Annotated in this window: 22 protein-coding genes; 14 read left to right on the top strand and 8 right to left on the bottom strand. The window is 29.1% G+C overall.

Annotated features, from left to right (window positions below; genetic code table 11):
- Window positions 1-45: 45 nt before the first annotated feature.
- The gene (locus Q0842_RS12450; protein WP_298498497.1) at window positions 46-963 is read right to left on the bottom strand and encodes a bifunctional UDP-sugar hydrolase/5'-nucleotidase; all 918 of its coding nucleotides are present in this window, start codon (window positions 961-963) and stop codon (window positions 46-48) included.
- A 3-nt stretch (window positions 964-966) separates the two neighbouring features.
- Window positions 967-1,659 carry a 5'-nucleotidase gene (locus Q0842_RS12445; RefSeq protein WP_366941125.1) on the bottom strand — a complete coding sequence of 231 codons (693 nt, stop codon included), beginning with the start codon at window positions 1,657-1,659 and terminating at the stop codon, window positions 967-969.
- A gap of 123 nt (window positions 1,660-1,782) precedes the next feature.
- On the opposite strand from Q0842_RS12445, the gene Q0842_RS12440 reads away from it, so the two are divergent.
- The 13 genes from Q0842_RS12440 (at window position 1,783) to Q0842_RS12380 (ending at window position 14,269) form a co-directional block, all read left to right on the top strand.
- On the top strand, window positions 1,783-2,313 hold the full coding sequence (locus Q0842_RS12440) for a hypothetical protein (RefSeq protein ID WP_298498493.1): 531 nt from the start codon (window positions 1,783-1,785) through the stop codon (window positions 2,311-2,313).
- The gene (dapA, locus tag Q0842_RS12435) at window positions 2,306-3,184 is read left to right on the top strand and encodes a 4-hydroxy-tetrahydrodipicolinate synthase (protein ID WP_298498491.1); all 879 of its coding nucleotides are present in this window, start codon (window positions 2,306-2,308) and stop codon (window positions 3,182-3,184) included. The genes Q0842_RS12440 and dapA overlap by 8 nt, the downstream gene beginning before the upstream one ends.
- 118 nt (window positions 3,185-3,302) lie before the next feature.
- Complete coding sequence (gene bamD / locus Q0842_RS12430; RefSeq protein WP_298498489.1) at window positions 3,303-4,142, top strand: outer membrane protein assembly factor BamD; 840 nt, start codon at window positions 3,303-3,305, stop codon at window positions 4,140-4,142.
- 11 nt (window positions 4,143-4,153) lie between these two features.
- A complete protein-coding gene (locus tag Q0842_RS12425; RefSeq protein ID WP_298498487.1) occupies window positions 4,154-4,483 on the top strand; it encodes a DNA-directed RNA polymerase subunit omega in 330 nt (109 codons plus the stop codon).
- A 90-nt stretch (window positions 4,484-4,573) separates the two neighbouring features.
- The gene (coaBC, locus tag Q0842_RS12420) at window positions 4,574-5,785 is read left to right on the top strand and encodes a bifunctional phosphopantothenoylcysteine decarboxylase/phosphopantothenate--cysteine ligase CoaBC (RefSeq protein WP_298498485.1); all 1,212 of its coding nucleotides are present in this window, start codon (window positions 4,574-4,576) and stop codon (window positions 5,783-5,785) included.
- On the top strand, window positions 5,778-6,665 hold the full coding sequence (locus Q0842_RS12415; RefSeq protein ID WP_298498483.1) for a DUF4835 family protein: 888 nt from the start codon (window positions 5,778-5,780) through the stop codon (window positions 6,663-6,665). Before coaBC ends, Q0842_RS12415 begins: the two co-directional genes overlap by 8 nt.
- A gap of 48 nt (window positions 6,666-6,713) precedes the next feature.
- Window positions 6,714-8,366 carry a DNA repair protein RecN gene (recN, locus tag Q0842_RS12410; RefSeq protein ID WP_298498481.1) on the top strand — a complete coding sequence of 551 codons (1,653 nt, stop codon included), beginning with the start codon at window positions 6,714-6,716 and terminating at the stop codon, window positions 8,364-8,366.
- Window positions 8,367-8,486: 120 nt separating this feature from the next.
- Window positions 8,487-9,305, top strand: coding sequence for an SDR family oxidoreductase (locus tag Q0842_RS12405; protein ID WP_298498479.1), 819 nt, complete (start codon window positions 8,487-8,489; stop codon window positions 9,303-9,305).
- A gap of 64 nt (window positions 9,306-9,369) precedes the next feature.
- The gene (locus tag Q0842_RS12400; RefSeq protein ID WP_298498477.1) at window positions 9,370-10,377 is read left to right on the top strand and encodes a glycosyltransferase; all 1,008 of its coding nucleotides are present in this window, start codon (window positions 9,370-9,372) and stop codon (window positions 10,375-10,377) included.
- Window positions 10,377-11,333, top strand: coding sequence for a YbbR-like domain-containing protein (locus tag Q0842_RS12395; RefSeq protein ID WP_298498474.1), 957 nt, complete (start codon window positions 10,377-10,379; stop codon window positions 11,331-11,333). Before Q0842_RS12400 ends, Q0842_RS12395 begins: the two co-directional genes overlap by 1 nt.
- A complete protein-coding gene (coaE, locus tag Q0842_RS12390) occupies window positions 11,330-11,914 on the top strand; it encodes a dephospho-CoA kinase (protein WP_298498472.1) in 585 nt (194 codons plus the stop codon). The genes Q0842_RS12395 and coaE overlap by 4 nt, the downstream gene beginning before the upstream one ends.
- Window positions 11,915-12,029: 115 nt before the next feature.
- Entirely contained in the window at window positions 12,030-13,562 is a 1,533-nt protein-coding gene (locus Q0842_RS12385; RefSeq protein ID WP_298498470.1) for a HAMP domain-containing sensor histidine kinase, read from the top strand.
- Window positions 13,563-13,564: 2 nt separating this feature from the next.
- On the top strand, window positions 13,565-14,269 hold the full coding sequence (locus tag Q0842_RS12380; RefSeq protein ID WP_298498468.1) for a response regulator transcription factor: 705 nt from the start codon (window positions 13,565-13,567) through the stop codon (window positions 14,267-14,269).
- A gap of 78 nt (window positions 14,270-14,347) precedes the next feature.
- On the opposite strand, the gene Q0842_RS12375 is transcribed toward Q0842_RS12380, so the two are convergent.
- From Q0842_RS12375 to Q0842_RS12350, 6 genes are all read right to left on the bottom strand, one after another.
- Complete coding sequence (locus tag Q0842_RS12375; protein WP_298498466.1) at window positions 14,348-15,004, bottom strand: alpha/beta fold hydrolase; 657 nt, start codon at window positions 15,002-15,004, stop codon at window positions 14,348-14,350.
- Window positions 15,005-15,343: a hypothetical protein gene (locus Q0842_RS12370; protein ID WP_298498464.1), complete on the bottom strand. Its 339-nt coding sequence runs from the start codon at window positions 15,341-15,343 to the stop codon at window positions 15,005-15,007. It lies immediately after the preceding gene.
- 2 nt (window positions 15,344-15,345) lie between these two features.
- Window positions 15,346-16,602, bottom strand: coding sequence for a dihydroorotase (locus Q0842_RS12365; protein WP_298498462.1), 1,257 nt, complete (start codon window positions 16,600-16,602; stop codon window positions 15,346-15,348).
- Window positions 16,599-18,524 carry a BatA domain-containing protein gene (locus Q0842_RS12360; protein ID WP_298498460.1) on the bottom strand — a complete coding sequence of 642 codons (1,926 nt, stop codon included), beginning with the start codon at window positions 18,522-18,524 and terminating at the stop codon, window positions 16,599-16,601. Before Q0842_RS12360 ends, Q0842_RS12365 begins: the two co-directional genes overlap by 4 nt.
- Window positions 18,525-18,588: 64 nt before the next feature.
- The gene (locus tag Q0842_RS12355; protein WP_298498459.1) at window positions 18,589-19,167 is read right to left on the bottom strand and encodes a helix-turn-helix domain-containing protein; all 579 of its coding nucleotides are present in this window, start codon (window positions 19,165-19,167) and stop codon (window positions 18,589-18,591) included.
- Window positions 19,168-19,291: 124 nt separating this feature from the next.
- Window positions 19,292-20,299, bottom strand: a complete 1,008-nt coding sequence (locus Q0842_RS12350; RefSeq protein ID WP_298498456.1) for a glycosyltransferase family 2 protein — start codon at window positions 20,297-20,299, stop codon at window positions 19,292-19,294.
- Window positions 20,300-20,387: 88 nt separating this feature from the next.
- Between Q0842_RS12350 and Q0842_RS12345 the strand changes: the two genes are divergently transcribed.
- Complete coding sequence (locus tag Q0842_RS12345) at window positions 20,388-22,277, top strand: peptidase M61 (protein ID WP_298498454.1); 1,890 nt, start codon at window positions 20,388-20,390, stop codon at window positions 22,275-22,277.
- Window positions 22,278-22,300: the final 23 nt, after the last annotated feature.

Raw genomic sequence — 22,300 nt, 5'->3', positions numbered from 1 at the left:
ATATTAGACGTACTTAACTAAAAACCTTAACAAACACCCATTTAATTAAACTATAATTGAAGTACCATTTGCAGATTTATTTTTATCAGAATCAAAATAAAAATCAATTCTACCAAGATTAATTCCATAACAGCCAACTTGGTTTACTAACATGTTTTTGCCTTCAATATTCTTTACTATAGTAGGTTTTGGCAAAAATGTATGAGTATGGCCGCCAATAATTAAATCTATGTCTTTGGTCGCTTTTGCTAAATTTAAATCGCTTATTTTATTAGGGTTGTTTTTATAATAATACCCTAAGTGCGATAAGCAAATAACCAAATCACAGTTTTCTTCGGTTTTTAATATTCGTGACATGTCTTGGCTAATTTCTACTGGGTCTAAATATTTCGTTTCTTTAAACATATTTGGTGCAACCAAGCCATCTAGTTTAATACCTAAGCCAAAAACACCTATTTTAATACCATCTTTTTTAAAAACTTTATAGGGTTTTGTGTGTGTATCCATTATGGTGTTGGAAAAATCATAATTTGCTGTTACAAATTGAAATTCAGCATAAGGAAGTTGCGCATATAAACCATCAATTCCATTATCAAAATCATGATTACCAATTGTGGCGGCGTCATATTTTAATTTGCTCATAAGTTTAAATTCCAATTCACCACCATAATAATTAAAGTAAGGTGTGCCTTGAAAAATATCTCCAGCATCTAATAATAATGTATTTGGATTTTCGTTCCTAATATTTTCAACTAAAGTAGCACGTCTTGCAACCCCACCTTTATTAGCATTTCTTTTATCTTCCGGACCAAAAGCATCAATATGGCTGTGCACATCGTTGGTGTGTAGAATAGTAATTTTTGTGCTTTTAAAAGTACTAGTAAAAGATTGTAACCCTAAACTTCCAAGAGAGACTAAAGCTGTTCCTGCTGATGCTTTTTGTATAAAATTTCTACGCTTCATAATTTATTTTATCTGAATAAAACGATTGTCAATTTCAGGCTTTATGGTATCAAGTTTTATAAACTTATCAATTAAAGCATTTCTAATTTTATAATCTAATCTATAAATGGTGTCGTTAGGTTTAAAAAAGGTCATGTTATCTCCACCATTATATAAATAGTCACTAGTAGCAACATGATAGATTTTATTTTTATGGATGTCTTTGCCATTTATTTTGGCATCTAAAACATTGTAATCTTTATCTACAATTAAATTTAATTTTGAAATTGGATGCGCTCTTTTTGCTCTGGTTAGATAATGTATCAAACTATCAATTTGATTCGATTTTAAAGCGACTACTACTATATCATTTTCAAAAGGCATTAATTGAAAAGCGGTTCTTTTAGATACATTACCTTTATTTAAAGTAGCCCTAATACCACCATTATTTAAAATCACCATATCAATGTCTTTTCCAGTTCTACTTTTAAAAATTGGATTAGCTTCGCTATAAATAGCATCAACCATAAAGTTACCTAATGCTGTATTTAAATCTCCATCATTTTTTGAAAAAGTACTTACTGAATATGCTAAAACACTATCTAGATCTTTTTTAATATTATCCCTGTAAGGTTTTATAAAGCTATCTATTTCAGGGTCTAAAGAAAGTGAATCTGTAATTGGAATTTGAACACCTTCAATTTTTGAAAGCTGCAATTTTTCTTGTTTACAATTTAGAAAAACCAAAAAATATAACAAAAAAAAGAAATGTGTAAACCTCATATTAAAATATATAATTTGAATGTACTTTTGCTACCTTTGCGCAAACGATAAAGATAAATGATTTTAAAGGGTTTTAAAGAAAAATCTAATAAAAAGTACTTAGACAAATTGTTAACAAGTCGACTTGTTGAATTTAACAATAATAAGGTTTTAAGTCTGGGTGTTATCTTAAATATTGATGAATTTAATGATTTTGAGGCCTTTAGGAATTTAGCTGGTTATATAAATGTAAGACCAAATAGATTAAAAATTATTGCTTATTCTTCTAATAAAAAAGAAGATTTGCATTCTTGGGACGAATGTTACAATCCTAAAGATTTTGGTTGGAAAGGAGCTATACATAACTCAGAGCTGAAAAATTTTTTAAAAACAGAATTTGATGTTTTGATTAGTTATTACGACAAAGAAATATTAGAATTGAAGTTAATAACAGCTGAATCTAAAGCAAAATTTAAAATTGGAATTTTACAGTCTGATGAGCGTTTGAATGATTTAATTATTAAAACAAATTTAAAGCAGTTCGATCTTTTTAAAGAAGAAGTGTTTAAATACCTAACCATTTTTAAAAAAATAAGTAGTAATGAATAATAAGTTTGTAGGAACGGGAGTTGCGTTAGTTACACCATTTAATTCAGATTTAAGTATAGATCACGAAGCATTAACTAATATTGTAAATTATAATATAGATAATGGAACAGATTATCTAGTAATTTGCGGAACAACAGGGGAGAGTGTAACCCTAACTAAACAAGAAAAAAAGGCAGTTACTGCAACTATTATAAAAGCAAATAATGGTCGGTTACCATTAGTTTTGGGGATAGGAGGTAATAATACATCTCTTGTTATAGAAGAAATAAAATCTACTGATTTAAGCGAAATAGATGCTATATTATCAGTTTCTCCATATTATAGTAAACCAACACAAGAGGGTATTTATCAGCATTTCAAAGCTATTGCAGAAGCATCTCCAATAGATGTTATATTGTACAACGTACCTGGCCGTACATCAAAAAATGTAGAGGTTGAAACTACATTGCGTTTAGCAAACAATTTTAAAAATATTGTTGGTGTTAAGGAAGCAGGAAATAATATGAGTCAGTATTACGAATTAATAAAGAATAAACCAGAAGGTTTTTTAATTATTTCTGGTGATGATGATTTAGTTTTAGGAGTTACTTTAGCTGGAGGATCAGGAGTTATTTCAGTAATAGGTCAAGCATTTCCAAAAGAATTTTCAGAGATGATTAGTTTAGGCTTAAAAGGAGAAGCTAAAGCTGCATATAAATTGCATTTTAAACTTATGGATGTAATAGGATATATTTTTGAAGAGAATAATCCTGCAGGAATTAAAGCTGTTTTTGAAGCATTAAATTTATGTAGGGATACAGTAAGATTACCACTAGTACCAGCCTCTACTAACCTTAAAGCAAAAATAGTAGATTTTGTAAACAAGTTTTAATCTGTTAAATATTACTTAAACCTTATAATTACTGAGTTTTTGCTATTATTTTAGCCATGAAATAATATTTTTTAAATTCATAATAATAGCGTATTTTTGCGTGCTGTATTAAAAATCTATGAACAAATTTTTTTACATTTTAGTTTTTTTTGCTGTTTTTAGCAGTTGTAGTGAATATCAAAAGGCTTTAAAAGCTGATGGTGAAGGCGCTATTGCAGCTAAGTTTAAAATGGGCGAAGAGTTGTATAATGCAGGTAAGTTTGGTAAAGCAAATAGACTTTTTGCTCAAATAGTACCTAACTATAGGGGCAAACCCCAAGCTGAAAAATTAATGTACTTGTATTCTAAATCATTTTATGAAATGAAAGATTACTATGTTGCAGGCTATCAGTTTGAACGTTTTGCATCAAGTTATCCTAAAAGTGAAAAATTAGAAGAGGCATCATATTTAAGTGCTAAAAGTGCTTATCAATTATCACCAATATATAGTAAAGATCAAACAGAAACTAAAGCAGCAATTGAAAAACTTCAAGAGTTTATAAATGTTTTTCCAGATTCCGAATATGTTTCTGATGCAAGTAAGTTAGTACAAGAATTAGATTTAAAACTAGAGAAGAAAGCATATGAAATTGCAAAACAGTTTAATCAAATTTCTGATTACCCTGCTTCTGTAAGATCATTTGATAATTTTATATTTGAATTTCCAGGTTCAAAATTTCGTGAAGATGCCCTATTTTATAGATTAGATTCTGCTTATAAGTTAGCAGTTAATAGTGTAGAAATTAAAAGATCGCTTCAAAAAGGTTTAGTATACCTTAAAAAAGAACGTTTGGAAACAGCAAAAGAATATTCTGAGGCATTCAAAAAATCTTATTCAAATTCAAAATATATTGAAGACGTAGAGAAAATGTTTTTAGAAATAAACGAAGAATTAAAAAATTACAGCACAAAAAGTTAAATATAATACCAATGGATTTAAAAAAAACTAATGCTCCAGTTAATACGGTAACGTATGATAGAAATCAAATTGATGAGCCAACAGGGAATATCTATGAGTCAATTTCAATCATTTCAAGACGTGCGGAACAAATTAACACAGAGATTAAAAAAGAACTTATTGATAAGTTAGAAGAGTTTGCAACTTACAATGATAGTCTTGAAGAAATCTTTGAAAACAAAGAGCAAATTGAGGTTTCTAAATTTTATGAAAAACTGCCTAAGCCTCATGCATTAGCTGTTCAAGAATGGTTAACAGATAAAATTTATTTTAGAAATACTGATAACGATAATCAGGAATAATTTCTTAAATTAATCAACAAAAAGTAAACTCCAATACCGTTTTAATAAATGGCATTGGAGTTTGTTTGGTTATTAAACTATCACTTTGTTATGAGTATATTAAGTGGGAAAAACATATTATTAGGTGTTACTGGTGGTATTGCCGCTTATAAAACAGCATCGCTTGTTAGGTTACTTGTAAAATCTGGGGCTAACGTAAAAGTTGTTATGACTCCAGCAGCCAAAGAGTTTATAACACCATTAACTTTATCGACACTATCAAAACATCCTGTTCATTCTTCATTTGTAAATGAAGAAGACGATAATGGGGTATGGAATAGTCATGTAGACTTGGGTCTGTGGGCAGATATATTTATAATAGCACCAGCAACAGCAAATACCATGTCTAAAATGGCTAATGGTGTTTGTGATAATCTATTACTAGCAACATATTTATCTGCTAAATGCCCTGTGTATTTTGCGCCTGCCATGGACTTAGATATGTATAAACACCCATCAACCCATAAGTCTTTTAATAAACTTCATACTTTTGGAAATATAATGATTCCTGCTACTAGTGGAGAATTAGCTAGTGGTTTAGTTGGTGAAGGAAGAATGGCAGAGCCAGAAGATATTGTGTCTTTTATAGAACAAGATATTTTAGGCAAATTGCCACTACGCGGAAAAAAAGTATTAATAACAGCTGGGCCAACTTTCGAGGCTATTGATCCTGTTCGTTTTATAGGAAATCATTCAAGCGGAAAAATGGGGTTCGAAATAGCAAAAGCAGCAGCTAATTTTGGAGCAGAAGTCATTTTAGTTACTGGGCCAACTCACCAAAAAGTATCTCATGCAAACATATTGGTTAAACCAATTGTAAGTGCTTATGATATGTATCAAGAAGTTCATAATCATTTTGATTCATCTCATGTAGCAATACTTTCTGCTGCAGTAGCAGATTTTACACCAAAAGATGTAGCAAAGCAGAAAATAAAAAAGAAGTCTGACACGTTAACTTTAGAGTTAGAAAAAACAAAAGACATTTTAGCATCTTTAGGAAACATAAAAAAAAATCAATATTTAGTTGGCTTTGCATTGGAAACAAACAATGAACTTGAAAATGCAAAAGGAAAATTAAAAAGAAAGAATTTAAATTTAATTGTCTTAAATTCGTTAAATGACAAAGGTGCTGGATTTAAAACAGATACCAACAAAGTAACTTTTATTGATGATGAAGATAATATTACTGAGTTTCAATTAAAGTCTAAAAGTGAAGTTGCTTCAGATTTAATAAATAAAATTATATCAAAAATTGATGCGTAAAATTCTATTTGTATTATTGGTTTGCCTTGGATTTAAAGGGTTTTCACAAGAATTAAATTGTAGTGTTATTGTAAATGCAGAACAAACTGGAAATGAAAACTTTCCCATTTTCAAAACACTTGAAAAACAACTTAATGAGTTTATTAATAACACAAAATGGACTAATAAAACCTTTAAAGATCAAGAGCGTATTAATTGTAATATGTTTTTAAATATTACTAATTATAGTGGTGAATCTTTTCAAGGGACATTACAAGTACAATCTTCAAGACCAATTTATGGATCTTCATTCAGTACACCAATCTACAATTTTAATGATAAAGATTTAAGTTTCAGATATCTTGAATTCCAAAATTTAATATATAATCCAACTCAATTTGAATCTAATTTAATTTCTGTTTTAGCATTTCATGTAAACATGATATTAGCATTAGATGCAGATTCATTTTCTGAAAATGGAGGAGACGAATACTATAAACAAGCTCAAGTAATAACCAATTATTCACAACAAGGTAATTTTCAAGGTTGGAAATTAGAGGATGGTTTACAAAGCAGATTTACTCTAATTGATAATGTGCTATCGCCTACATTTAAAGAGTTTAGAAGCGTTATGTATGGTTATCATAGAAATGGTTTAGACTTAATGAGTAATAACGTTAAAGACGGAAAAGGCAATATAGCATCTGTTTTACAGAATTTTAAAGCTATGAATAGCCGTAGACCAAATTCTTTTTTACTACGAACTTTTTTTGATGCAAAAGCAGAAGAAATTGAGCAAATATTTACAGACGGACCTCCGGTAGATATTGCTGCCTTGAAAGACATGCTTCAAAAAATAGCGCCAATGCATAGTAGTAAATGGCAAAACATTAAGCTTTAAATTGAATTGGTAATTATCCTAATTTAATTACATACTGAATACTGAAATATGCTAACTTCTCTTTCAATAAAAAATTATGCATTAATTGATAATCTTCAGGTCGATTTTAATGATGGTTTTTCAATAATAACAGGTGAAACCGGAGCAGGTAAATCAATTTTATTAGGCGGATTATCACTTATTCTTGGTAAACGAGCAGATTTAAGTAGCCTGAAAGATACATCGCAAAAATGTATAATCGAGGCCGTTTTTAATATATCAAATTACAAATTAAAATCACTTTTCAAGACAGAAGATTTTGATTATGAGCCTCAAACTATAATTAGAAGAGAAATTTTACCTTCAGGAAAATCTAGAGCATTTGTTAATGATTCTCCTGTAAATTTAAGTAGTTTGCAATTGTTAGGAGCACGTTTAATTGATATTCACTCACAACACCAAACATTACAATTAACAAGCAACGATTTTCAGTTTCAGGTTATTGATGCATTAGCAAAAAATGAAGATGCATTACAAAACTATAAGTTAGAGTTAAAAACTTATAAAGCACTACAAAAAGAACTTGAAGAACTCAAAAATTTTCAAGCTGAAGCCATTAAAGAACATGATTATAATACATTTTTATTAAATGAGTTAACTGAAGCTAATTTAGTAGAAGGAGAATTAGAATCTTTAGAAGAAGAATACGAAACTTTAAATAATATTGAAGGCATTCAAGAAAAACTAGCAGAAGCTTATCAACTTTTAAGTGATGATGATTTAGGTATTTTGTCATCTCTTACAGCATTAAAAAATGTGTTTCAAAAATTGTCTAGTTATGCTTCAATATATGAAGATTTATTTAATAGAGCGAATAGCAGTTTAATTGAAATGGACGATTTGTTTAGTGAAGTCAATATTTTTCAAGAAAATATTGATGCCGATCCTAATAGATTAGAGTTTGTTGATGCTAAACTAAAAACGCTACATAGTTTAATGCAAAAACATGTTGCGGCAACTGTTTCAGAATTAATTACTATTAAAGAGCAACTTGAAGAAAAGGTCTCGATAACAGAAAATCTTGATGATACAATCAAGAAAAAAGAATCTGAAATAACTTCAAAAGAAAGTCTATTAGATGGTATTTCTAAAGGCATTCATAATAAACGTTCAGAAGTTATTCCAGAGTTAAAAAAGCAACTAGAAACCATTTTGGTAGATTTAGGTATGCCAAATGCGCAGTTTAAAATTGATGCTTTATATAGTAATTCATATTTTGTTAATGGTAAAGATGAATTGTCCTTTTTATTTTCGGCTAATAAAGGAGGAAGTTTTAATGACCTTAAAAAAGCAGCATCAGGTGGAGAGCTATCAAGAATAATGTTAGCTATAAAATCTGTATTAGCAAAATACATTCAATTACCTACTATTATGTTTGATGAAATTGACACAGGTGTTTCTGGAGAAATTTCCAATAAAATGGGAGATATTATGTTGCAAATGAGTAAAAACATGCAGGTGTTTTCTATAACACATTTACCTCAAATTGCAGCAAAAGGACACTCACATTTTAAAGTGTATAAAGAAGATGTAAATGAAGTTACACAAACTAATTTAATTAAATTAAATCATGATGAACGTATTGTAGAAATCGCACAAATGTTGGGAGGCTCAGAAATGTCAACATCTGCTATTGCTCATGCTAAAGAATTACTTAATTAACTTAGTAATACTATCAATACGATAATCTAATTATAAAAATCTTAATTTTAATATTATATTTGTTCACTATTAAATTACTTGTAATAAATAAATAACAAACCAACATACAAACCAATACATATGTATAACTTATTAAAAGGAAAAAAGGGAATCATTTTTGGAGCATTAGATGAAAACTCAATTGCTTGGAAAACTGCAGAACGTGTTCATGAAGAAGGAGGGACTTTTGTTTTAACAAACGCTCCAGTTGCTATGAGAATGGGACAAATTAATGAGTTAGCAGAAAAAACAGGTTCTCAAATTATTCCTGCTGATGCTACTTCTGAAGAAGATTTACAAAATCTTGTTGAGAAATCTATGGAAATTCTTGGAGGTAAAATCGATTTTGTTTTACATTCTATAGGAATGTCTATAAACGTGCGTAAAGGAAAACATTATACAGATCAAAATTATGCATGGACACAAAAAGGAACAGATGTTTCTGCGATGTCTTTTCATAAAGTAATGCAAACGCTTTACAAAGCAGATGCAATGAATGAGTGGGGAAGTATCGTAGCCTTAACATACATGGCTGCTCAACGTGTTTTTCCAGATTATAATGATATGGCTGATAATAAAGCCTATTTAGAAAGTGTGGCACGTAGTTTTGGTTATTTCTTTGGTAGAGATAAAAAAGTTCGTGTAAATACCATTTCTCAATCGCCAACACCAACAACTGCTGGTAGTGGCGTAAAAGGTTTTGATGGTTTTATTGCTTATGCAGATAAAATGTCGCCACTTGGTAATGCAACTGCTCAAGACTGTGCAGATTATACGGTGTCTATGTTTAGCGATTTAACAAAACGTGTAACTCTACAAAACCTATTTCACGATGGTGGTTTTAGTAACATGGGTGTTAGTACAGCTGTTATGGAAGCGTTTATGAAAGAAGAGGAATAGAATAATTATTTTATATAGTATAAAGCCACCAATAAAATGGTGGCTTTTTTGTTACATTTGTGTTATGCAATTACAATATTCATTTATAATTCCAGTCTATAATCGTCCAGACGAAATTCAAGAACTTTTGGAGAGTTTTGAAGCTTTATATGGCGATATACCTTTTGAAATTGTAATTATTGAAGATGGATCAACTAAAACATCAAAAGCAATAATTGATTCCTTTAAAAATAAATTGGATATATCATATTATTTCAAAGAAAACTCAGGTCCTGGTGATTCAAGAAACTATGGTATGCAACATGCAAAAGGGAACTATTTTATCATTTTAGATTCAGATTGTATTTTGCCTACTTCGTATTTAATTGAAGCAGATAAAAGTTTAAAAGCAAATTATGTAGATTGCTTTGGAGGCCCAGATGCAGCTCACAATTCTTTTTCAAATTTGCAAAAAGCCATTAATTTTTCAATGACATCCTTTATTACTACTGGTGGTATTCGAGGTAATAAAAAAAGTGTCGATAAATTTCAACCCAGAAGTTTCAATATGGGGCTTTCTAAAAAAGCATTTCAAGACTCTAAAGGTTTTGGTAGAATACACCCAGGAGAAGACCCAGATTTATCAATTAGACTCTGGAATTTAGGTTATAAAACCAAGCTAATACCAGAAGCTTTTGTGTACCATAAGCGCCGTATTTCTTGGAGTAATTTTTACAAACAAGTAAATAAATTCGGCATGGTACGTCCTATTTTAAATAAGTGGCATCCCACTACTAAAAAAATAACATACTGGTTTCCAACTTTATTTAGTGTAGGTTTATTATTTGCTATTTTGCTATTTCTATTTGGTTATAATTTTTTACTAATAGCTTACGTATTTTATTTTGTAATAGCTTTTGTATTAGCCTTGTTTAGTACAAAAAGCATTATGGTTTCCTTATTAACTGTTCCTGCAATTATAATTCAGTTTTTTGGCTATGGTTATGGTTTTTTAAAATCTACCTTGGCTATTTCTGTTTTTAATAAAACTCCAGAAACTCATTTTCCTAAATTATTTTTTAAATTAAAATAATGAAGAAACTAAAAGCAGATATTTTAGCATCATTTAAAAATAAAAAAATAAATGTGTTTGTTTTATTTTTGTTTTTTGCGTTTGTTATTTTAATGTTTACAAAACTTTCAAAAGAATATACTAATACCATAGCTTTTGATGTAGAAAAGTTAAACATTCCACAAGAAAATATTATTCTAAATGATTCTACAGAAATAAATATAACATTAAAAACACATGGTTTTAAATGGTTAAATTACTATTTCTCTAAGCCAAAAATTAAAATTGATTTTAGTAAAGATGTTAATAAAAAGGATGATGTTTTTGTTTGGAATAAGTCTAAGGCCTATTTAAACAACACGCAATTTGATAAACAAGTGGAAATTTTAAACATATCACCAGACCCAATAACATTTAGATATGGTGTAAACATGGTAAAAAAAGTACCTATTGTTTTTAATACAGAAATTAGCTTTAGTCATGGTTTTAATATGACTGGCTCAGTTACTTCAGAGCCAGATTCAGTTACCGTAATTGGTCCTAATATTTTAGTATCAAAAATTAATAAATTAGAATTAGAAGAAGTCATTTTAAATGATATTAAGACAGATATAAATAAAACAGTAAAGCTAAAGTTGCCAAAAAACACATCAGATTTAAAGTTTTCAACAAAACAAGTAGTGTTAAAAGCACAAATAGAGAAATTTACAGAAGGCACATTAAAAGTTCCAATTACTATAATAAATGCTCCAAAAAACGCAACCATAAAATATTTCCCAAAGATGGTTAACGTTTCTTATTATGTGAGTTTAAGTAACTTTAATACGGTTACAGCAAAAGACTTTAAAGTAGTATGCGATTTTAATAAAACAAATGAAAGTCAGTCTTTTTTAATTCCAGAATTGGTAAAAATACCGGAGTTAATTAAAAACGTAAAAATAGGCCAAAAACGAATAGAATTTATTATTACAAAATGATTATTGTAGGACTTACAGGTGGAATAGGAAGTGGTAAGACAACTGTAGCTAAACAGTTTTCTAAGTTAGGAATTCCAGTTTATATAGCCGATGATGAAGCAAAAAAATTAATGAGAAGATCTAAAATAATTAAAAGAAAACTCATTAAATTATTTGGAGAAAAAGCTTATGTTGAAGGTGAATTAAACAAACCATATTTAGCAAATATTATTTTTAATGATAAAGGATATTTAGAAAAAATGAATGCTATAGTACATCCAAAAGTAGCTAGGCATTTTGAAAAATGGGCACAGAAGCAAAATGCACCTTATGTTATTAAAGAAGTTGCTATTTTATTTGAAAATGGAGGCGATAAGGCTTGTGATTATGTTATTACAGTAACAGCACCAATAAAAACAAGAATAAAACGATTACTAAAACGAGATGTCACTTCAAAAGAAAAGATTGAAGCTATCATGAAAAATCAATGGACAGATGAGGAAAAAATAAAACATTCTCATTTTGTTATTGAAAATACAGACCTTGAAAATACTATAAAGCAGGTCTTAGAAGTCCATAAGAAACTACTTGTTAAAGAATAAATGTCTTAAATTTTAACATTTTTGTTAATGTAAGGTTAAAACATAAGAATTCTAAATGTTAAAATGTTAATTTTGATTGATGGGCAAAAAGTTATTCATCTTGCTAATAATACTTATGAGTTTATCTCTAGTTGGTATTATTGCAATTCAAGCATATTATATAAATGATTCAGTAGAGAATGAAAAAGAGCGTTTTAAATTTAATGTTGTAAAAGCGCTTAATTATGTTTCTAATACTATTGAAGAAAATGAATCAGAAAAATATTTCTCTAAGTATTTTAACTTAGATAGTGAAAAAAAAGCAGATGAAGATGCCGTTTCACAGTTATTAATTTATCAAAAAAATAATAGCACAAAAGAAACGCTCATTTACAGAAGTAATGTTTTAGAAGAAAACTATAAACTATCTTCTTCGCTCTTTGACATTGGTTTAGATAGCCTTGATATTAAAAATATTACAGCTAAATCAACTACCGAAATTTATAGTAATTCAAATATTGATAACAAGGATATTAATAGTCCTATTTCTAAAATTATTAGAAGTGGAACTATTGATGAAGCTCAACGTTTAAGTTTTGAAAAAAACTTTAAAGAACTTTCTAAAAGAACACCCATACATAAGCGTGTATCAGAGAAAGAAATAAAATCATTGTTATCAGAAAAACTTAAAAAAGACGGTATAGATATCGATTTTGAATTTGCAATTTATGGAAATGATTTAGCCACAAAAGTGCAAAGTGACAATTTTGAATACGACCTAAAATCTACGTTTAAAGTACCTATATTTTATGATGAAAACAATCAAACACCATATAGGCTTTTAGTAAATTTTCCTGATGATAGAAAGTTTATTTTATCAGGTATAATCGGTATGATTTTGCTATCAATAATTTTCACTTCAATTATTATTTTAGCTTATTCAAGTGCCTTATTTCAGTTAGTAAAACAACGTAAAATCTCAGAAATTAAAACAGATTTTATTAATAACATGACACATGAGTTTAAAACACCTATAGCAACCATAAATTTAGCTTTAGATGCAATAAGGAATCCTACTGTTATAAATGATAATGAAAAGGTAATGCGTTACTTAAGAATGATAAAGGAAGAGAATAAACGTATGCATGCACAAGTTGAAAATGTATTACGAATATCTAAACTAGAAAAAAACGAACTAAATATTAGTAAAGATAGAGTAGAGTTACACGATTTAATTGAAGATGCATTAACACATGTAGAACTTATAGTTGAAGACAGAAAGGGGTCTATGAAAATGTTTTTAGAGGCCGAAAAATCTTCTGTTTTAGCAAACGAAACACACTTTACCAATGTTATAGTAAACATATTGGATAATGCTATAAAGTATTCTCCTAATGCGCCCGAAATTGAAGTGTATACAGAAAATGTAGGGACAAATATTATATTAAAAATTAAAGATCATGGTAGCGGTATGAGTAAAGCTGCTGCTAAAAAAGTGTTCGAAAAATTTTATAGAGAACACACAGGAAATATTCATAACGTAAAAGGTCATGGTTTAGGTTTGGCTTATGTTAAAAGAATTGTAGAAGACCATCAAGGTCACGTATCAGTAGAATCAGAAAAAGAAAAAGGAAGCACTTTTATTATAAAGCTTCCACTAATATCATAACTATGGAAGAGTTTAAAAAAAGAATATTATTAGTTGAAGACGATCCAAATTTCGGAACCGTACTTAAAGATTATTTGATGATGAATAATTATGAAGTTACTCATGCTAAAAATGGTATGGAAGGCTTTGAGAAATTTAAAAAAGACGATTTTGATTTATGCATCCTAGACGTAATGATGCCCTATAAAGACGGCTTTACTTTAGCTAAAGAAATTAGAGAAAAAAACACAGATGTGCCTATTATTTTTCTAACTGCTAAAACGATGAAAGAAGACGTTTTAAAAGGCTATAAAGTAGGTGCCGATGACTATTTAAATAAACCGTTTGATAGTGAAGTGCTTTTAATGAAAATTAAAGCTATTATTCAAAGAAAAGCAACAGAAACTATTTCTGATAGCAAACAATTTGAATTTAAAATTGGACGTTTCGAGTTAAACTCAAAACTGCGTTTCTTGAAATTTGATGGTGGTGATCCTGTTAAATTATCACCAAAAGAAAATGAATTATTACGATTGTTAGCATTACATGAAAACGACTTAATGCCGCGTGAATTAGCATTAACAAAAATATGGCGCGACGATAATTACTTTACATCACGTAGTATGGATGTTTATATAGCCAAGCTTCGTAAGTATATGAAATTAGACGAAAAAGTTGAAATACTTAATATACATGGTGAAGGTTTTAGACTGGTAGTTAATAGCTAAAACTTTACTTTTATGATATTAAAAAATCCAGCTATAAGCTGGATTTTTTGTTTATGATAAATTATAAAATTAAATTCTTTAAATGCGTTCCAATAGCCAATTCTTAAACTCATAAAAATTTTGAGGTGCAACACCGTGTCCAACAGGAAACTCCGAATATTTATATTTTATATTTAAGCCATCTAAAAAAGGAGAGGTTAATCTAGCCCAGTTTACAGGAATAACTTGATCTGCGCTTCCATGTGAGCTATAAAAGTCTAAATTTGAGTAATCTCTACTTTCTATATCTTCAGGAAAAATATCTTTATTTATATAACCACTTAAGGCTATTACGTTTTTAATTTTTTCAGGATAAGTTAAAGCTACCGCATAACTTAATATAGAACCTTGGCTAAATCCTAATAATGTTACATTGTTTTTGTTTACTGGGTATTCAGCAATGGCTTCATCAATAAATTTAGCTATTAAATCTCTAGATTCTATAGCTTGTTCGTTATCACTCCATTTTCCTTTTTCCTCATCAAAATTAATGGCATACCATGCATTTCCGTATGGTTGCATTGGGTACGGTGCTTTTACAGAAATTATAAAAAGTTCTTCTGGTAATTCTGAAGCAAATGAAAATAAATCGTTTTCATCACTACCATAGCCGTGCATCATTATAAGTAATGGGGCATTTTGGTTTAAACTAGATTTACGTATTATGTGATTTAAAGAGAGTGTATTGTTTGCCATTTAAGATCCTAGATTAGAGAATATGCGTTGGTATAAGTTTCCAACAAGTGGTACTTCTTGTGCTTTTCTTCCGATAGCATTTGAGAAGCCATAAATAAAAAGTACAGCAAAGCATAAATAAAAAGAAGAGGTTATTAACCAACTATTAAAACTTCCAATAATATAACCTAAAGCAAAAAAAGTTAGCCATAGCCCTAAAGATTGTCTAATATGAAAACTAGCGAATTTACTTTTTTTATCATCTTCATTATTTAAGTAATAGGCTATAATAACCCCAAAAATAGTTATGTAACTTATTATTGCGTTTTGGCGCCCTTTATTTATGTCTTGTTCTGTCATGTTTAAGATTTTAAAACGGCCTGATTATTTGAAATAATACCGTAAACTACTCCTTTTAAAGTTTCGTTTATGAATATGGCGTTTTTAGATTTTGATACAATATTATTATTTGAAAATATGTATTTAGTATCTGGGTTAAAAAGGGTAATATTAGCCAAATTTCCTATAGATATAGGTGACGATTCAATACCAAATCTAGCTTTTCCTTTTGTTAAAATATCAATTGTTTTTTTTGTTGTAAAGATGTTTTGTAAAGCACCAAAAGCACTTTCTAAACCTATAGAGCCATAATCTGCGTGATCGAATTCTATTTTTTTATCTTCAATATCAATAGGGTTGTGGTCTGTAGTTACCATATCAATAGTACCATCTTTAACGCCCTCAATCAAAGCATTTATATCACTTTGTGTTCTAAGTGGTGGTAATACTTTATAATTAGTATCAAAATCGGTTAAAACAGCATCAGTAAAATACAAGTTGTGAATTGCCACACTACACGAAACATTTAATTTTTTCTTTTTTGCTTCTCTAATTAAAGCTACCGATGTTGCAGTAGAAATAGTAGGGATATGCAATTTTCCGCCAGTATATTCAAGTAAAAATAAATCTCTAGCAACTTGAAGTTCTTCGGCTAAGGCAGGAATACCTTTTAAACCTAATCTAGTACTTGTTATATTTTCATTCATAACACCATTTCCAGAAATTTTATTTTCTTGCGGAAACGAACATACTAAACCATTAAAATTACTAGCATATTGCAAAGCAATTTTCATTAGATTAGGGTTAGAAATGGATTTTTTATAGTCGTAAAATGCAACAGCACCAGCAGTACTCATATCGTATAGTTCGGCTAAATCTTCACCTTTACTACCAACTGTTAAGGCTCCAATGGGTAATAAACCAACAGCGTTATTATTTGCTTTCGAATTTAAAAATGTAACGTTAGAATTTGAATCTATTACAGGGTTTGTATTTGCATTTACAGCAATATTAGTAAAACCAGAGAGTGCAGCTGTTTTTAATCCGTTTTCTATAGTTTCACGTTCTTCATAACCAGGTTCGCCAAAACTCACACTACTATCAAACCAACCTTGAGAAATATGAAGATTCTCTAAATTAATTTCTTTGTAATTTTTTGTATTTTTAATGTTGCTGGAAATCTTAGTAATCACACCTTTTTCAATTAATAGATCTTGAGTCGTATTGTGAAACTCGCTTTTGGAATCTATGATTTTGGCCGATTTTATAAGTATGTTCATTTAAAGAATTTTAAGATGAGCATTTCAATAATCAATAACGCTAGTGCAAAAATAACAAACCATTTCCATAGCGCATTAACTTTTGTGTCACTTTTTATGGTGTCAAAAATTTTAGTAACAGAATCACTTACGGTTACATGTTTTAAAGCAGATAAATCTCTGTAAGCTAATTTGCTTTCATTTCTATTGTAATTATAGCTAACATTTTTAACAATACTGTTTTTGTTGGTTATGGAGTAAATCCCTGCACCCGAAGGTTCTTCAGAAGTATTTATCACAACCTTATTATTGAAATATTGTTGCTTTGGTATCATATTTAAATCATTATTTACTAACGACAAAACAGCATCTTGTTGCATTTTAGTTTCAACATCAAAAGTGTTTTCTTTACCAATAGTATAATATAATTGCGGAATTTTAAAACTCTGTTTAGCTATATTATAGAGCGTAGGTACTATTAAAGGTGAGTTTTTAAAATTAGAGTTGTCTTTGTTTAGAGCTGAAGAAAACATATATGTATTAAGTCTTTGGCCTAAAAATGTTTTACCATCTTCAAATGATAAAACAGATGAGAAACCAGAACATGCTACATTGTAAAAACTATTTACTTTTGGGTATTGAAAGTTTTTAACTTGCTTCTCAAATACACCATTGTTATATAATGGATGTGAATAGTTTATGGTAGTAATTCGTTTATTAGAAGTAATTAAATTTTTAAAACTACAATTATAATTCATTAAGAATTGATTGTAAGAAGCATTTTTAATAGTTTTTGATGGTATTAAAATAAGTGTGCCATCTTGTTTAATTAATTGATTTAAAGCTGAAGATAAAGCAACTGGTATACTATTTAACTCATTTAAAATAATTAAATTTTGTGTGTCAATAAGATTGTAATTTAATTTATTTATTGGTGTTGAATTATAGTTGAATTCTGTATTGGTGTAAATGCGTTTTAAGAAATCGTCATCCTGACCATTAATACTTAAAACATTAATTTTTATTGCTTTATTAATGTTGAAATAAAGTGAATTGTCAAATTGTAAATTTGAATCTTCAATAGTTATTTTTCCATTTATAGTTTCATTAACAGGAAGCGAAAAAGTGGTTTCTGCATCTTGATTAATAGCTACAGAGGTTTTGGCAATTAGGTTATCATTATTGTATAATGAAACTGGTAAATTTTCAATTGCAATACCGCTATTTTTTAGTATTACTTTTAGCTTAAGAGCAGTAGGGTTGGTTTCAGAAATATATAGACTGTCAATTGAAATATTATTTTTATTTATAGGATTTAGTTTTACTATATTTAGGTTTATAAGCGTGTCTTTTGTGGTTTTGAATACTTGTTTATCTTCTTGAAAATCAGATATTAAAACTATGTTTTTTAAAGTATTACTTTTTTGATTAAAAAAGGTTTTACTTTTTAGTAAAGCGGCTTCAGTAGTTAATTGGTTTGATGAGTATTCTAGTTTTAATAAATCATTTTTAATTGCTTTTATTGTTGTGTTTTTAAAAACATCATCATTAGTAAAAATCGATATATTTTCATTTTCGGGTACATTAGAAATAATGTCTTGAATAGCGCGTTTTAGTAATTCACCTTGATTACCTTTAGCTTGCATACTAAAAGAATTATCAAGATAAATTACTGTTTCTTTTTCAATATTAAAATTATTAGATTTTGATGTAAACGGTTGAGCAAAAGCAAAAACCAATGCGGCTAATAGTAACATTCTAGTTAACAGAATTAACCACTTTTTTATTTGCGAACTTTTACGAGTTTGAAGTATTGCTTCCTTTAGAAAAGCCACATTTGTAAATGCTACTTTTTGAAACTTTCGAAGCTGAAATAAATGAACAATTATAGGGATAAGCAGTAAAAATAAAGCGTAAAGAATTTCTGGGTGTTTAAACTGCATATTGTTTAGGATTGAGCAAATCTATATATTTTTTTTCATTTTTAGTTAAGGAATAAAATGAAATCTATTTAATTAACTTTATAATTTTTGGATACTGGCTTTTTTGCAAGTCTCTTCCTATTCGAACCGAAAATAATATTGGTAAAATAATATTTATTGTATTTAAAATTAACCATACATATATTAATATTTGGATAGAGGCTAGACCACCTGTTTTAAAATGCATAATTTTTGCAATAACAAAACCAATTAGACTGCCATATGTTATGAAAGTCCAAAAAATTTGAAAGTTTAAAAGATTTATTCCAGCTTCATTTAAACCAATTATTTTATCTTTATTTGTTAGCCAAATTATTAGGGGAAGTATAATATTACCTAGCGGAATAATAAAAAAAGAAAGTACAGATAAGTGAAGGTAAATAAGGTAGTTTTTATTGTTTTGTTTACCATAATCTAAAATATCTTCAGCATTTAACTCTAGTGCTTCACAAATTAAATGAAGTGTTTTTCCTCTGGGTTCATTTTCGTTATTTTCTATCCGTTGAATGGTTCTTAAACTCACTTTAGCATTTTCTGCTAAATCTTCTTGAGACATTCCTTTTTTGTTTCTAACTTCTTTGATTTTATTTCCAATAATGTTCATAGTTTATTCAATTTAATTTCAGCCAAAATTAATAATGAATCAATCATTTTGATAACGGCATCATTGCGACATTTCTATGACTATTGTGTCTAAACCTCTGTTTTAATAGATTTATATATATCAGTTAACAAATGAAAACATAATCTATAATTGTTTTAAAATGCAATGAATTTAAATAGTTTCTAATTTCGATCTGAGCCTCTTTATTAGCAACTGTTATAATACTCTGTGGGTTTTTTATAGTTTCTAAATCTTTAAAAGCCCTTAATACCTTACCATAAATATTTTTTCCAATCTTTTTAGGGTTATCGCAAATCCATTCAAAATCAATTTGCTTATCAATAAGTGTTTTAGCAATAAACTTCCCTTTATTGCCAGCGCCCCAAACTACAAGTGTTTTTTCAGTATTAAAATCTAACTCTAAAAAGTAGTCCAGTTTTAAAGGAATAAAATGATTTTCTGCGTAGTGCTCGTTTGTTCTAGAGGTACGATGGCTATAATCTCTCCAATCATGTAAAACAACATTACAAGGAATACATTTAAAATTATGTTTATAAAACCTAAAAGCCAAATCGTAATCTTCTGGATATCTATTAGGGTTAAAGGCATTACATGCTATTAAATCGTCTCTGTACAACATCCAACAAGGCGAAGGTATAACACACTCTTTATAAATTTCAGAATAGTTAGTTCCTATTTTAGTTAATTTATTTAACCAAACTTCATAACTTTTATATCCAGCTTTTATACCATTTAAAGAAAAATAATGAACTAAGCCTAACGCCACGTGTCCTTTACCTTGTTGTATAAGATTATTGGCAAGAACTTTAATTTTATTGGGTTTCATCACATCATCACTATCCATTCTAGTTACCAACTCTCCTGTACTATTTTTAAATGCTAATTGTAAAGCATTTATAATACCGCTCCCAGAATTTTTAAATACCTTAATTCTAAAATCTTTCTTAGCAAAACTTTCAACTATAGATAAACTAGAATCAATAGAGTTATCATCAACAATTAGTAGTTCCCAATTAGTATAGGTTTGTTCTAAAATTGATTGCAAACAAGCACCAATAAAAGTTTCTGTGTTTTTAAACGGAATTAATATACTTACCAAAGGCTTCTGCATACTGCGAATTTAACAAAACATTAAGAAAGCAGCCCGTAACATTATGGTAATTTGCGCGTCAATTAAAAAACTTTAAAAATCAATTTTGATGTATACAAAAACATTATTCGCTTTATTTGCTGGTGCTGTGCTAGTTGGCTGTGGGTCAACTAAAAATATCAGCAACGATTTAGCAACAAATTTACCTATTGAAACTTCAATAAATTTAGTAAATATCTCTGATGATAAAGCTCCTGTAACCATTAATCCAGGTCGTTTTACAACAGAAACTGTTACTTATAGGCTACCAAGAGTTGTTCAAGGTACTTATTCTGTTAGTGATTTTGGTAAGTATATAGACGATTTTAAAGCTTTTGATTACAAAGGAAATGAAATGGCAGTAAATAAAACCGATACTAATACTTGGACGATTGCTAATGCCAAACAATTAGACAAAATAACCTATTTAGTGAACGATACGTTCGATATTGAAGAAGAAGGAGGTATTGGAAAAGAGGAGCCTTTTTCGCCAGCAGGGACGAATTTAGAACCTAATAACTATGTTTTAAACTTACACGGTTTTATTGGTTATTTTGATTCATTAAAAAACAATCAATACAAATTAGATGTTACTGCAGCATCCGATTTTGTACGTACATCAGCTTTACAAAATGTAAGTTCAAAAGTTAGTGACGACGGAAAAACAACCACTACAAGTTATATTGCGCCTAGATATTTTGATATCACAGATAACCCAATGATGTACGGTAATTTGGATGTAGAAGAGTTTCAAGTTGGCGATATCAAAATTGTATTAAGTGTATATTCTCCAAATAAAGTGCATTCAGCAAAATCTCTTAAAGATGTTGTTTTTAAAATGATGAAAGCACAAAAAGCTTATTTGGGCGATATAAACGCTACACCGCGTTATGATATTTACTTGTATTTATCTGAAAGTAAAGAGGATTCTCCTAAAGGATTTGGAGCTTTAGAGCATCATACATCTACAGTTGTTGTATTGCCAGAATCAATGGATGAAGCAGCATTAGCAGAAAGTATGATAGATGTAGTGTCTCATGAGTTTTTTCATATTGTAACACCGTTAAGTGTACACTCAGAAGACGTACATTATTTTGATTATAACAACCCTACATTTTCAAAACATTTATGGATGTATGAGGGTGTAACCGAATACTTTGCTACGCTGTTTCAAGTAGATCAAGGTTTGGTTGAAGAGAAAGATTTTTATAATAAAATAAAGAGTAAAATTGATGGTTCTAGACGTTTAAATGATGCCATGAGTTTTACCATAATGAGCGAAAATGTATTAAAAGCACCATATAAAGATCAATATTTAAATGTGTACCAAAAAGGTGCATTAATTGGTATGTGTATAGATATATTAACGCGTGAAGAAAGTAATGGAAATAGAGGTATACTTTCATTAATGAAAGAGCTGTCTAATAAATACGGAAAAAACAAACCATTTGAAGACGACAAATTAATTGATGAAATTACAGCCATGACCTACCCATCTATTGGTGAATTTTTAAATACACACGTAGTTGGAGATATTCCAATTAATTATAACGAATTTTTTGACAAAGTTGGTCTAGAAATAGCCGAGGGGAAAGTAGAAGCTAATTATATTTTAGTTGGTGGCGCACCTATTGTTAGTGGATCTCCAGATAAAGGTATATTCTTTATAGATTCTGTATTAGAAAATAGTTTTTGGAAAGAGCAAGGCGCACAACCAAACGATATTATAAAAGCGATTGATGGAGAATCAGTAACACTTCAAAATGCAAATAAAGTTTTAGGCCAAGTATTTAGCTGGAAACCAGGTAGAGATGTAGAAGTAATACTTGAGAGAGATGGTAAAGAAGTTGTAATAAAAACCACTACAACTCAAGGTTATACAGTTGGTAAGGCTTTAAAACAAAAAGCAAATACAACAGAAGAGGAAAACGCATTGCGTGAAGCTTGGTTAAAAGGATAAAATAACTTTAAAATTATAATATT

The sequence above is a fragment of the uncultured Algibacter sp. genome (assembly GCF_947495675.1).
In the GTDB taxonomy this organism is placed as follows: Bacteria; Bacteroidota; Bacteroidia; order Flavobacteriales; family Flavobacteriaceae; genus Algibacter_B.
This window is presented reverse-complemented; position numbering and strand designations above follow the sequence as displayed.